This is a genomic window from Actinomyces sp. HMSC08A09 (assembly GCF_001807465.1).
In the GTDB taxonomy this organism is placed as follows: Bacteria; Actinomycetota; Actinomycetes; order Actinomycetales; family Actinomycetaceae; genus Actinomyces; species Actinomyces oris.
Genome location: NZ_KV789123.1, coordinates 1 through 12970 on the forward strand (window position 1 = coordinate 1; position 12970 = coordinate 12970).

Annotated in this window: 10 protein-coding genes and 1 pseudogene; 10 read left to right on the forward strand and 1 reads right to left on the reverse strand. The window is 68.9% G+C overall.

The genetic code is table 11. From position 1 onward, the window contains the following. The 10 genes from HMPREF3165_RS07140 to HMPREF3165_RS07185 form a co-directional block, all read left to right on the forward strand. On the forward strand, positions 1 to 898 hold an 898-nt coding region (locus HMPREF3165_RS07140; protein WP_176747020.1), incomplete at its 5' end, for a molybdopterin-dependent oxidoreductase. Next, a complete protein-coding gene (gene nuoH / locus HMPREF3165_RS07145) occupies positions 895 to 2523 on the forward strand; it encodes an NADH-quinone oxidoreductase subunit NuoH (protein WP_070511928.1) in 1629 nt (542 codons plus the stop codon). The genes HMPREF3165_RS07140 and nuoH, both read left to right, overlap by 4 nt. Continuing rightward, complete coding sequence (gene nuoI / locus HMPREF3165_RS07150) at positions 2516 to 3226, forward strand: NADH-quinone oxidoreductase subunit NuoI (RefSeq protein WP_009407197.1); 711 nt, start codon at positions 2516 to 2518, stop codon at positions 3224 to 3226. The genes nuoH and nuoI overlap by 8 nt, the downstream gene beginning before the upstream one ends. After that, a complete protein-coding gene (locus tag HMPREF3165_RS07155) occupies positions 3223 to 4224 on the forward strand; it encodes an NADH-quinone oxidoreductase subunit J (RefSeq protein ID WP_070511932.1) in 1002 nt (333 codons plus the stop codon). The genes nuoI and HMPREF3165_RS07155 overlap by 4 nt, the downstream gene beginning before the upstream one ends. Beyond that, positions 4221 to 4526: an NADH-quinone oxidoreductase subunit NuoK gene (nuoK, locus tag HMPREF3165_RS07160; protein WP_003787144.1), complete on the forward strand. Its 306-nt coding sequence runs from the start codon at positions 4221 to 4223 to the stop codon at positions 4524 to 4526. Before HMPREF3165_RS07155 ends, nuoK begins: the two co-directional genes overlap by 4 nt. A gap of 17 nt (positions 4527 to 4543) precedes the next feature. After that, positions 4544 to 6538, forward strand: a complete 1995-nt coding sequence (gene nuoL / locus HMPREF3165_RS07165; RefSeq protein ID WP_070511935.1) for an NADH-quinone oxidoreductase subunit L — start codon at positions 4544 to 4546, stop codon at positions 6536 to 6538. A 13-nt stretch (positions 6539 to 6551) separates the two neighbouring features. Continuing rightward, positions 6552 to 8156 carry a complex I subunit 4 family protein gene (locus HMPREF3165_RS07170; protein ID WP_070511938.1) on the forward strand — a complete coding sequence of 535 codons (1605 nt, stop codon included), beginning with the start codon at positions 6552 to 6554 and terminating at the stop codon, positions 8154 to 8156. Further along, on the forward strand, positions 8153 to 9766 hold the full coding sequence (nuoN, locus tag HMPREF3165_RS07175; RefSeq protein ID WP_070511941.1) for an NADH-quinone oxidoreductase subunit NuoN: 1614 nt from the start codon (positions 8153 to 8155) through the stop codon (positions 9764 to 9766). The genes HMPREF3165_RS07170 and nuoN overlap by 4 nt, the downstream gene beginning before the upstream one ends. After that, positions 9763 to 10869 (forward strand): polyprenyl synthetase family protein, encoded by a 1107-nt coding sequence (locus HMPREF3165_RS07180; RefSeq protein WP_070511944.1) that lies wholly within the window; start codon positions 9763 to 9765, stop codon positions 10867 to 10869. The genes nuoN and HMPREF3165_RS07180 overlap by 4 nt, the downstream gene beginning before the upstream one ends. A gap of 387 nt (positions 10870 to 11256) precedes the next feature. Beyond that, positions 11257 to 12609 carry an OmpA family protein gene (locus HMPREF3165_RS07185; RefSeq protein WP_256275202.1) on the forward strand — a complete coding sequence of 451 codons (1353 nt, stop codon included), beginning with the start codon at positions 11257 to 11259 and terminating at the stop codon, positions 12607 to 12609. Positions 12610 to 12621: 12 nt separating this feature from the next. Here HMPREF3165_RS07185 and HMPREF3165_RS07190 read toward each other — a convergent pair. After that, a pseudogene (locus HMPREF3165_RS07190) lies at positions 12622 to 12970 on the reverse strand (HNH endonuclease); the annotation flags it as partial.

Genomic DNA, 12970 nt, shown 5'->3' on the forward strand with positions numbered 1-12970 from the left:
GGGGATTTCTCACCCGCTCCATGCCCGCCCCGTGGCCGACCCCGAGGCCCGCGCCCAGGTCGAGCAGGCCTGGAACCTGGGCCCCGAGTACCTTCTGCCCGCGACTCCGGGCCGCGACGCCACCGCCATCCTCTCGGCGCTCCTGGAGGGGAGCCTGGGTGGCGCGGTTGTCGGCGGCATCGACCTGCGCGACTTCCCCGACCCGGGCCTGGCCCGCGCGGCCCTGGCCGCCAGCGGCTTCACCGTCCAGCTCGAGGTGCGCCGCAGCGAGGTCAGCGAGCACGCCGACGTCGTCCTGCCCGTGGCCCCGGCCGTGGAGAAGAACGGCACCTTCGTCAACTGGGAGGGGCGCGTGCGCCCCTTCGGCCAGGCCCACGTCTCGCGCTCGCGCACCGACCGCCAGGTCCTGGGCATGCTCGCCGACGAGATGGGAGTCGACCTGCAGGTCGACGACCTGGTCGTCCTGCACGAGCAGCTCGCCGACCTGGGCCTGTGGCGCGGGCAGCGCCCGTCGGTCGCCTTCGGGCCCGCCCCGGCGGTCTGCGCCGGCGCCCCCGTCGCCGCCGACGACGGCGTGGAGGCCCGACTGACCACTCACAAGCCCATGCTCGACGCCGGGCGCCTCCAGGACGGTGAGCCCTTCCTGGCCGCCACCGCCCTGCGCCCCGTCGCCCGGGTGGGCGCCGACCTCGCCCAGCGCCTGTCGCTGGCAGCCGGCCAGGAGGTGACCGTGGCGACCGCCGCCGGATCCATCACCCTGCCGGCCGTCGTCGGCGGTGTCAGCGACGGCACCGTGTGGCTGCCCGAGTGCTCGGCCGGCTCCACCGTCCACCAGACCCTGGGCGCCGGGCACGGCTCCCAGGTCACCGTGACCCATGCAGCGGAGGTACTGAGGTGAACCCGATCTACGCGGCTCAGGCCGCTGCCGACGACGCCCTGCCCAACGGGGGCGTGACCGCCGACTTCTCCGCCGAGACCTGGTGGCTGACCCTCATCAAGGCCGGCTTCATCGTCGCCTTCCTCATCGTCAGCGTCATGATGGCGCTGTGGGTGGAGCGGCGCGGCCTGGCCCGCATGCAGACCCGCCTGGGCCCCAACGTCAACGGCCCCCTCGGCCTGCTCCAGGCGGTCGCCGACGCCGGCAAGCTCATCATGAAGGAGGACTTCTGGCTCAAGGGGGCCGAGAAGGTCATCTACCTCCTGGCGCCGCTCATCGCCGCCTTCAGCGCCTTCATGGTCTACGCGGTCATCCCCTTCGGGCCGCAGGTGAGCATCTTCGGCCACTCCACGCCCCTGCAGCTGACCGACTTCCCGGTGGCGGTCCTCTACATCCTGGCCATCACCGCCTTCGGCGTCTACGGGATCATCCTGGGCGGCTGGTCCACGCACTCCACCTACCCGCTCTTCGGTGCCGTGCGCAGCGCCGCTCAGGTCATCTCCTACGAGCTGAGCATGAGCCTGTCCATCCTCACGGTCTTCCTGGCCTCGGGGACCATGTCCACCTCCGGGATCGTGACCGCCCAGCAGCGCATCTGGTGGGCCGTGGCGATGGTGCCCAGCTTCATCATCTACGTCATCTCCATGGTCGGTGAGGTCAACCGCCTCCCCTTCGACCTGCCCGAGGCCGAGGGCGAGCTCGTCGCCGGCCACATGGTCGAGTACTCCTCGATGAAGTTCGCCTGGTACTTCCTGGCCGAGTACATCAACATGTTCAACGTCTCGGCCGTGTGCGTCACCCTGTTCCTGGGCGGCTGGCGCTCGGCGATCCTCAGCCTGTTCTGGGAGGGCGCCAACTCCGGCTGGTGGCCGATGCTGTGGTTCGTCGCCAAGGTCTGGGCCGTCATGTTCTTCATGATCTGGACCCGCGGAACCCTCGTGCGCATCCGCTACGACCACTTCATGAAACTGGGCTGGAAGGTCCTCATCCCGATCTCCCTGGTCTGGTTCGTGCTGGTGGCCGTGGTGCGCGCCTTCCGCACCTTCTCGGGCGCCTCCGTGCAGGCACTGCTGCTGCCGATGGCCGTCGTCTTCTGCGTCATCATGTTCATCCTCTTCCTCATTCCCGACAAGGAGGAAGAAGAGGAGCTCTACGAGGACTATGAGGACGACGACGAGGACGCCGACGACGAGGATGTCGAGATCCTGGACGCCGAGGACGACCACGTCGCCTTCCTCGAGGGCTTCCCGGTCCCGCCGCCTCCGGGCAGCTCCCTGCCGCCCTCACCGCGCGCCCGCCGCGCCGCCCTCGCTGCGGAGGAGACAGATCCCGAGACCGGGGCGGCCACCGCCGTCGGCCTCCTGGAGGACACCGACATCGAGGACGACGACGCAGCCGGTTCCGCAGACTCCGCCGCCTCTGCCGAGTCCCCCGACTCAGCAGATGTGGCCGGCACGGCAGCTCCGGCCGGTACGGACGCAGCCACCGCCCTGCCCACCTTCACTCTTGACCTCAAGGCCGATCCGGCCGGCGGCAAGGACACAGACACGGCCGCTGAGGCACCCCAGGAGGGAAAAGATGACTGATCGCCCCCACCGTTCCCGGGGCTCGCAGCACGACAAGTGGTTGCGTGACGCTCCCTCCGCCCTGGCCCGCGCCTTCGCGCCCGTGGCCGGCTACGGGGTCACCATCTCCTCGATGTTCCGCCCGGTGGTCACCGAGCAGTACCCCTTCGAACCGCCGCAGGTGATGCCCCGCTACCACGGGCGCCACCAGCTCAACCGCTACGACGACGGCCTGGAGAAGTGCATCGGCTGCGAACTGTGCGCCTGGGCCTGCCCCGCCGACGCGATCTACGTCGAGGCCGCCTCCAACGAGCCCGGCGCCCAGTACTCGCCCGGCGAGCGCTACGGGCGCGTCTACCAGATCAACTACCTGCGCTGCATCTTCTGCGGCATGTGCATCGAGGCCTGCCCCACCCGGGCCCTGACCATGTCCACCGACTTCGATGAGCTCGTCGGCCCCGGCCGTGAGGGCCTCATCTACGAGAAGGAGGACCTGCTGGCCCCCGTGCCCGAGGGCGCCGTGTCCGCGCCCCATCCCATGGTCGAGGGCACCGAGGACGGCGACTACTACCGCGGGAAGGTCGTCGGCTCCACCCAGGCCCAGATCGACTGGGTGCGCAGCCACCGACCCGAGGACCCCAGCCTGGAGTCCGCCCGCGCCAAGGCCGCCCCCGCCGCCTCCGGCCGGGGCAGCCGCCACACCGTGAAGGGAGCCCTGCGATGAGCACCCTGCTGATGACCGGAGCCCCCGCCGTCGCCCCGACCGCCCTGACTCAGGACGGTCACCTGGGGCTGGGCGAGGCCATCGTCTTCGGCGTCGTCGCCCTGGTCACCGTGGCCTGCGGCATCGGCGTCCTGACCGCCAAGCGAGCCGTGAACGCCGCCATCAACATGATCGGCATCATGATCTCGCTGGCCGTCCTCTACATCGTCAACGAGTCACCCTTCATGGGCATCACCCAGGTCGTGGTCTACACCGGCGCCGTCATGACCCTCGTCCTGTTCGTCATCATGCTCGTGGGTGTCGGCGGTGACGAGCCGGTGGGTGCCGCCGGTACCGTCATGAGGCGCCCGGTCCTCATCCTCCTGGGACTGGGGCTGGCCGGCGCCCTGACCGCCGTCGTGTGGCGCTCCACCCTGCCGAAGCCGGCCGGTCTCAAGGACGGCGCCAAGGCCGCCCCCGACCTGCTGGCCGTCACGCTCTACCACGACCACGTCGTCACCATGGAGCTGACCGCCATCCTGCTCATCGTCGCCGCCGTCGGCGCCCTGACCCTCACCCACCGCCAGCGCATCCGGGCCCGGCTCAGTCAGCGGGCGGTGGCCGCGAGCAAGATGCAGGACTATGCCGCCAAGGGCGCCCACCCGGGCCAGAAGCCCATGCCCGGCGTCTACGCCTCCACCAACTCCGCCGCCGCCCCGGCCCTGGACGCCCAGGGCGAGGCCGTCGAGGAGTCCGTGCCCCGGGTCCTGCGGGCCCGCGGCCAGGGCCTGGAGCTGTCCGACGTCTCCCCGGAGATGGGACTGGCCCAGCGCTCGGGCACAATCGTCTCCCGTCTGGCCGGGGCCGGCCAGACCGGTCAGGCCGGCGGCCCCCGGGACGCCCGCCGCTCCGGGATGCCGTCCATGCCCGGCGCCGCCGCCCCCACCGTCAAGCAGCCCGTCCTCAGCGATGACGGGGCAGCCGACTCGGCCGCCCCGGAGCAGAAGGAGGAGAAGTGAGTCTCCCCATCACCGTCTACCTCATCCTGGCCGGGGTGCTGTTCACCCTGGGGGCACTCACGGTGCTGCTGCGCCGCAACGCCATCATCGAGCTCATGGGGGTTGAGCTCATGCTCAACTCCGTCAACCTCGTCCTGGTCACCTTCTCCCGGATCCACGGCAACCTCACCGGCCAGGTCTTCGCCTTCTTCGTCATGGTGGTGGCCGCCGCCGAGGTCGTGGTGGGTCTGAGCATCGTCGTATCCATCTTCCGCACCCGCAGGTCCACGTCGGTCGACGACGAGAACCTGCTCAAGAACTGAGGGGAGAGACCACCGACATGCTTCCCGCTCCTGTCACCGCCGTTGTGACGCCCCTGACCGAGGCCACCGGCCTGGCCTCCTGGGCCTGGCTGCTCATCGCCGTCCCCGCGGCCTCCGCCGCCTTCCTGCTGCTGGCCGGCCGCCGCTCCAACGCCTGGGGCCACTGGCTGGGCCTGGCCGCCTCTTTCGCCGCCGCCTGCCTCGGCGTGGGCATCCTCGTGCAGGTCCTGGGCCTGCCCGCCGAGGAACGCGTCATCGGCCTGCCCCTCTACCACTGGTTCTCCGCCGGCAACCTGAGCGTCGACGTCGGCCTGCGCCTGGACCCGCTGTCGCTGACCTTCGTCACCCTGGTCACCTGCGTCGGCTTCCTCATCCACCTGTACTCGGTGGCCTACATGGCCCACGACCGCGACCGGCGCCGCTTCTTCGCCTACCTCAACCTCTTCATCGCCGCGATGCTCACCCTGGTCCTGGGTGACTCCTACATCGTGCTCTTCGTCGGCTGGGAGGGCGTGGGGCTGGCCTCCTACCTGCTCATCGGCTTCTGGAACACCGCCGACGCCGACGCCCCCCAGGGCGAGCAGGCCACCAGCCGCGAGAACGCCGCCGCCGCCAAGAAGGCCTTCATCATGAACCGCGTGGGCGACGTCGGCCTCCTGCTGGCCATGATGACGATGGTCGGCCAGGTCGGCTCGGTCTCCTTCGACGCCGTCTCCGCCGCCTCCCTCGACGGCTCGGTGAGCACCGGCTGGCTCACCGCCATCGGCTTCTTCCTGCTCCTGGCGGCCTGTGGTAAGTCCGCCCAGTTCCCCCTCCAGGCCTGGCTGGGCGACGCCATGGCCGGCCCCACGCCGGTCTCGGCCCTCATCCACGCCGCCACCATGGTCACCGCGGGCGTCTACCTCATGGTCCGCTCCGCCGCCGTCTTCGAGGGCGCCCCCAGCGCCCAGACGGCCGTGGCCGTCATCGGCGCCATCACCCTGCTGCTGGGTGCCGTCATCGGAAGCGCGAAGGACGACATGAAGAAGGTCCTGGCCGCCTCCACCATGAGCCAGATCGGCTACATGATGCTGGGAGCGGGCCTGGGGCCGGTCGGCTACGCCTTCGCCATCTTCCACCTGCTCACCCACGGCTTCTTCAAGGCCCAGCTCTTCCTGGGGGCCGGCTCGGTCATGCACGCCATGGGCGACCAGGTCAACATGCGCCGCTTCGGCGGCCTGCGCGGAGCCATGGCGATCACCTGGGCCACCATGGGCATCGGCTGGCTCGCCATCCTGGGGGTGCCGCCCTTCTCCGGATTCTGGTCCAAGGACCGCCTCATCGAGGCCGCCTTCGTCGGCGAGGGCGCCAAGCCCTGGATCCTGGGCACCATCGCCCTGCTGGGCGCGGGCCTGACCGCCTTCTACATGTCCCGCCTGTTCTTCATGATCTTCCACGGCAAGCAGCGCTGGACCACCAAGGAGGACCTGGAGGGCGAGGTCCACCCCCACGAGTCCGGCTGGCTCATGACCCTGCCGCTGATCGTCCTGTCCGTGTTCTCCGCGGGCCTGGGCGGGCTGCTGACCTACAACAACATGTTCGTCACCTGGCTGGAGCCGGTCACCGGTCACGCCGAGCACGGCGAGCCGGTCCTTCCGGCCACGGTCATCATGGGCGCCACCCTCGCCCTGGTCGTCGTCGGGGTGCTCGTGGCCTGGTGGATGTATGTGCGCCGCCCGGTGCCCGTCGTCCTGCAGCCCGCCAACCCCCTGGTGGAGGCCGCCCGCAAGGACATGTACCAGGACGCCATCAACGAGGCCCTGGCCATGCGCACCGGCCAGGGACTGGTCCTGGCCACCGACGCCGTCGAGCGCTACGTCGTCGACGGCGCCATCGAGGGTGCCGCCGCGGGCACCGGCGCCCTGGGGCGCCTGACCCGCCGCACCGAGTCCGGGTACGTGCGCTCCTACGCCGGCTACATGCTGGCCGGAACGGTCCTCGTACTCATCGCCGTCCTGGCCGCCAGGTTCTGAGAGGACACGACACATGCCGACTCTTCCCGCATCGCTGCCCGTCCTGACCGTCATGGCGGTCACGCCACTGGCCGGGGCGCTCCTGCTGTGGCTGGTCCCGCCACTGCGCCGGCTCCACGCCCGCGCCGTGGGCCTCGTGTTCTCCCTGGCGGTCCTCGCCCTGGGGCTGTGGGCGCTGAGCGCCTTCGACCTGGCTCAAGCCAGCACCGTCCAGCTGACCGACACCCACTCCTGGATCCCCGCCATCGGCGCCTCCTGGGCCCTGGGCGTCAACGGCCTGGGCCTGTCCATGGTGCTGCTGGGCGCCTTCGTCACGCCCCTGGTGCTGCTCGCCTCCTGGGGTGAGGTCCCCGCCGACCGGCAGGGCCTGTTCACCGGGCTCGTCCTGACGCTGGAGTTCTTCATCGTCGTCATCTTCTCGGCCCGGGACCTGCTCCTGTTCTACCTGTGCTTCGAGGCGATGCTCATCCCGGTGTACTTCCTCATCGGCTGCTTCGGCGGGCAGAATCGCCAGCGCGCCGCCCTGAAGTTCCTCCTGTACTCCCTGGCCGGCGGGCTCATCATGCTCATCGGTGTCATCGCCGTCTCCCTGCACTCCGCCAAGAACGGCGTCCCCAGCTTCCTCATCGACTCGGTGGCCGCCAACCTGCACGTGTCCACCTCCGCCGGTCACTGGATCTTCCTGACCTTCTTCATCGCCTTCGCCATCAAGGCGCCGCTGGTCCCGGTCCACACCTGGCTGCCCGACACCGCCGAGCAGGCCACCCCGGGCACCTCGGTGCTGCTCATCGGCATCCTCGATAAGATCGGCACCTTCGGGATGATTCCCCTGGTCCTGCCGATCTTCCCGGAGGCCTCCCGCTGGGCCGCCCCGGTGATCCTGGTCCTGGCTGTCGTCTCCATCATCTACGGGGGCCTGGCCGCCATCGCCCAGGACAACCTCTACCGCCTCATCTCCTACACCTCCGTGAGCCACTTCGGCTTCATGGTCCTGGGAATCTTCATCGGCAACCAGGTGGCCGCCAACGGCGCCATGGTCTACATGGTGGCCCACGGGCTGTCCATTGCCGGCCTCTACCTGGTCACCGGCTTCATGGCCCGGCGCACCGGGACAGTCGCCATCAGCGAGCTCGGCGGCATCGCCCGGGTCATGCCGCTGGTGGCCGGCACCTTCCTGGTCAGCGGGCTGGCCTCCATCGCCCTGCCGGGCCTGAGCGGGTTCGTGCCCGAGTGGATGGTGCTCACCGGCACCTTCTCGGTCTCGCTGGCCCTGGGCGGTGCGGCCGTCGTCGGCGTCGTCATCGCCGCCGTCTACATGCTGCTGCCCTACCAGCGGGTCTTCACCGGGGCGCCCGCCCCCGAGCGCGTGGGCAGCCCCGACCTCGACGGGCGCGAGCGCCTCGTCGTCGTCCCCATCATCGCCGCGATGCTCGCGCTCGGACTGGCCCCGGGCGTCTTCACGTACGCGTTCGACGACGTCGCCCGGCAGGTCGCGCTCACGGTGACCAGCTCCTCGCAGGCTGACGCCTCAGCCCGCGGCGCCGGTGACAGCCCCGATGCCGGCGGTGCGACTGACGCTCCCGCCGCCTCCACCGCTACGGAAGGGAACACCAAGTGAGCCCCTCAGCCACTGCCCCGATCGTCAACTGGGACGCCCTGACGCCGGTCCTCATCATCCTGGGCGCCGGTGTCCTGGGTGTCCTCGTGGAGGCCTTCATCGCCCGGCCCGCCCGTCTGGCCATCCAGTCCACGCTGAGCTTCCTGGCCATCCTGGCCTCCGGGGTCTCCCTGTTCCTGCGCTGGGGCGAGGTCAAGGCCGCCGGAGCCGCCGCCGCAGCCGTGCCCCAGTTCCAGCTCCCCAAGGGCTTCCTGCCGGGCGCCCGCATGTCCGCGGGCCTGACCGAGGACCCCTTCTCCATCGCCGCCCAGGGCATCCTCCTGGGCATCGGGCTGCTGGCCGTCCTGGTGATGGCCGACCGCACCTCGGTCGGTGATGGGGCCTTCGCGGCCCAGGCCGCCGACCGGCCCGGCAGCGCGGAGGAGAGCGAGTCCATCCTGGCCGGGTGGACCACGACCGAGGTCTTCCCCCTGACCCTGTTCTCACTGGGCGGCATGATGCTCTTCGGAGCCAGCAGCGACCTCATCACGCTGTTCGTCATCCTGGAGATGATCTCCCTGCCGCTGTACATCCTGGCGGCCACCGCCCGCCACCGCCGGCTCCTCAGCCAGGAGGCGGCGCTGAAGTACTTCGTGCTGGGGGCCTTCGCCTCCGCCTTCCTCCTCATGGGCTCGGCCCTGCTCTACGGGGTGGCCGGCGCCGTCGACTACAAGACCCTGGGCGAGGCCGTGAGCAGCGCGGCGGGGCAGGACTGGCTCATCCTGGCCGGCCTCATGCTGGTGATCGTCGGCCTGCTGTTCAAGGTGGCGGCCGTGCCCTTCCACGCCTGGAGCCCGGACGTCTACCAGGGTGCCCCCACCCCGGTCACCGGGTTCATGGCCGCCGGCGTCAAGGCCGCCGCCTTCCTGGCCCTGGTGCGCTTCTACTACCTGATCGCCGGCGCCATGGGCTGGGACCTGGCCCCCGCCCTGTGGGCCGTGGCGGCACTGACCATGCTCCTGGGCACCGTCGTCGGGGTGGTTCAGCGCGACGTCAAGCGCATGCTCGCCTACTCGGCCATCGCCCACGCCGGCTTCATGCTCATCGGGATCGGGGCCTACTCCAAGGCGGCGATCTCCGCGCTCAGCTTCTACGCCCTGACCTACGGGATCGCCACCGTGGGGGCCTTCGGCATCATCACCCTGGTACGCTCCCACCGCGACGGCTCCGTGGGCGGCGAGGACGGCGACCTGGATGCCTTCAAGGGCCTGGGACGCCGCAGCCCCTGGGCGGCCGGTGCCATGACCGTCTTCCTGCTGTCCTTCGCCGGAGTGCCCCTGACGGCCGGCTTCATGGCCAAGTTCCGGCTCTTCGCCACCGGCCTGAGCGGCAACGGGACGCCCTTCGTCATCCTCGCCGTCGTCTGCTCGGCCGTGACCGCCTTCTTCTACATGAGGCTCATCGTGCTCATGTTCTTCCATGAGCCCGACGGCGAGCGCTCCGTGGTTGTGGGCAGCCGCGGCCCGATCATCCTGGCGGTCAGCGTTGCGGTGATGGCCACAATCGGGTTGGGCATTTTGCCGCAGACCGCCTTCGACCTGTTCGACCAGACGGCTATGCTCCTTCCGTGATCGGATCACTGCCGCTGAGCGCCCCCGAGCTGGAGTCGCGCATCATCCCCGCCCTCCAGACCATTGAGGACCGCCTCATGGAGGTGGTCACCAGCGCCGACGAGACCATCAATCCGCCGACCTCGCACCTGGCCGAGGCCGGGGGCAAGCGCCTGCGTCCGGTCCTGGCCCTGCTGACCGCCCAGCTCGGCGACCCGGCCCTGGCCACCGGTGAGGAGATCCGCGACGCCGGGGTGGCCGTGGAGCTGACCCACATCGCCACCCTCTATCACGACGACGTCATGGACGAGGCCCCGCTGCGCCGCGGCGCCCCGAGCGCCCAGACCGTGTGGGGCAACTCCGCCGCCATCCTCACCGGCGACGTCCTCGTGGCCCGGGCCTCCCAGTTGGTGGCGGCGCTCGGCCCGGAGGCCGTCATGGCCCACGCCAAGACCTTCGAGCGCCTGTGCATGGGGCAGCTCCACGAGACCCTGCCACGCCCGGCAGGGACCGATCCGGTGGACCACTACATCCAGGTCCTGGCGGACAAGACCGGCTCCCTCATCGCGGTGTCCGCCCGCTACGGGGCGATGCTCACCGGTGCCGGGGCGCGCACCGAGCAGATCGTGGAGGAGTTCGGTGAGCGGATCGGTGTGGCCTTCCAGCTGGCCGACGACGTCATCGACCTCATGAGCGACTCGGCCACTACCGGTAAGACCCCCGGCACCGACCTGCGCGAGGGCGTGGACACCATGCCGGTCCTCCTCCTGCGCAAGGCCCTGGCGGCCGGCGAGCTCGATGCTGCCGGCCAGGCCATCCTCTCGCGCCTGTCCACCGGTGACCTGTCCGATGATGCCTTCCTGGCCGACGTCGTCGCTCGCCTGCGGGAGCACCCCGTCCTGGCCCGTACCCGCGAGATGGCCATGGACTGGGCCGCTCAGGCAGTGGAGGGCCTGGAGGGCTTGGAGGAGGCCGTCCTTGACGGAACCCGGCAGCGCCTGGCCCAGGCCGGCATTGAGGGCGAGCCCGCCGCGGCGGCTGTGGCCGACGCCGGTGAGCGGGTGTCGCAGGTGCGTGCGGCCATGGAGGACTTCGCCCGCATCCTCGTGGACCGGGCCGCTTGAGCATCCGACCTGGGAGCTGACGAGGCTCCCAACTCCCCATGACTTCCCGTGGCGAGTCGAGAAGATACGGGTCGTTTCCCAGCGTGTGAGATGGATCGCGGCGTATAGGGTGTCAGGTACGTGTTCCCAATGCGTTGAAAGGTCCTCGACATGTCGTCCTCGACGCCGCTGCCTCCTGATGCCTGTGCACGACTGTCCCGACGTGGTGTCCTGGCCCTGCCCGCCCTGGCCGGTGCGGGGGCCGTCCTGTCGGGGTGCGGGTTGCTCAAGAAGGGCGATACCGCCTCCTCTGGGAAGAGCTCGGGTGCCGCGTCCCCACGTGCGGTGGCGACCGCGACTGGTCCCCACGGTGGGGTGGTGTTCAGTACGGAGTATCAAGGTGCTCCGATGACGGTGGAGGTCGGGCCGGTCGCGGTGAAGGGAAAGTACACGGTGGCGAGGTTTCACATCTCTACCGACTCAAAAGAAGATGTGTACCTTTCCCAGGCATTCGCCCAACTGGAAAACGTCGGTACGACTGCTGATGTCCGGATGATGTCACTGGAGCAGAGTCTGGTCTACGTCGAGCTTGGAGGGAACACTGAAGACCTCTCCGGTGCGGTCACAAAAGGTGCCCCGAAGGATGCTTTCCCTGTTTTCGGCGCTCTGAATGATGGAGTACATTCTGTGGAGATGCTGCTTCCCAACATGGGTGTTGTTGTCGGTGTTCCTGTGGTGAAGGAGGCGGAGGTGGATTTCAATGTCGATGACGTGATCGCTAAGGCCAACCTTCAGGGTCCCGACCCTGGTCCTTTCAAGCTCGAGCGGGCGACCCTGGCGATGGATGGGTCGTCGGATACGAAGCAGGATGAGAAGTCGACGACCGTGACGGTGGCCGGGGATGTCACGTTCGCGACCGACTCCGATCAGCTCTCGACTCAGGCTGACAGTGTGCTGGCGACTGTGGTGGACCAGATCAAGAAGTATCCCTCTGGTGGAGAACTGACGATCACGGGCCATACCGATGATGTGGCTGATGACGCACACAACCAGGATCTGTCGGAGCGGCGGGCCAAGGCGGTGTCGGAGCGTCTCAAGAAGCTGACGGACTTGTCTGCGTGGAAGGAGTCGGTCTCAGGCAAGGGAGAGTCCTCGCCGCGGGTTCCGAACGACACTGACGAGCGCAGACAGATCAATCGCCGTGTAGAGATTACGCTGACGCCCTCTAAGGCCGCCGAATCCAGTGCGTCACCAAGTGCGAGTGAGGCACCGTCGTCGGCGACCGTGCCTGACCCGGCAGGCCCTGTAGGTAAGGGCCCCGAGGGTGTCGATGTGAAGGTCGGTGGTAAGACCATGCACATGACGATTGACCATGTAGTTAGAGTAGGGGACTACCTGACTGGAAAGGTAGTTCTCACCTCTAGTGAGGCGGTCAGCATGCCGGTTGCTCCCTTCGCATTGCCGGGGAAGATGATGGAAATGCGCGGCCTGTCTGGAGTGTGGTATGTGAGCAGCTTAACCATCCTCAGTGATGGGTTGAGGTATTTGGAAGCCGACTATGCGTACCCCAATGGGAATCGAGTTCCCTTGGCGAATAACTTTGTGTACAGTCTCGAGCCCGGGACTTCCCAGTCCCTCCCGGTTGTGTGGCCAGATGTCGGCGAGGATAGCATCACGATTGATATGCCGGCAGGTGAATATCTTTATACGAAAGAGCGAGTCGTCGCTCGCCTCACAGACATCCCGGTCGTCAGCGCGTAGTGGCCCGGTCACTTAGAAGGGTGGGGCTTGGTCGATGAGGGGTGCGAGTTGGAGGGTGTGGGCGGCTTTGGGGTAGGGGGTGGTCTCGTAGGCTCCGGCTCTCTGGCCGGGTTTGGGGCCGCGGGTCTCTAGCCGTGCCCTGCCGTTGGTGTTGGTGCCGAAACGGGCGTGGTTGTGGGCCTGGTTGTCGAGTGTTCTGTCAAGGGCCCGGTTGAGGCGGTCGATGAGGTCGGGGCCGATCTGTTGGCTCAGGTCGGTTGGTATGACGGTGCCGGGGACGTGGTGCTGGTGGGGGCCGGTCTTGCGGGGCAGGCGGGTGATGGTGCCGTTGGGGTGGCGCTGGTAGACGGTCTTGTCGGGG

What these genes read in the sequence shown, in the direction of transcription:
- nuoI (WP_009407197.1), top strand. Translation starts at nt 2,516, where the DNA reads ATGACTGATCGCCCCCACCGTTCCCGGGGCTCGCAGCACGACAAGTGG.
- HMPREF3165_RS07170 (WP_070511938.1), top strand. Translation starts at nt 6,552, where the DNA reads ATGCCGACTCTTCCCGCATCGCTGCCCGTCCTGACCGTCATGGCGGTC.
- HMPREF3165_RS07185 (WP_256275202.1), top strand. Translation starts at nt 11,257, where the DNA reads ATGACGGTGGAGGTCGGGCCGGTCGCGGTGAAGGGAAAGTACACGGTG.
- HMPREF3165_RS07155 (WP_070511932.1), top strand. Translation starts at nt 3,223, where the DNA reads ATGAGCACCCTGCTGATGACCGGAGCCCCCGCCGTCGCCCCGACCGCC.
- nuoL (WP_070511935.1), top strand. Translation starts at nt 4,544, where the DNA reads ATGCTTCCCGCTCCTGTCACCGCCGTTGTGACGCCCCTGACCGAGGCC.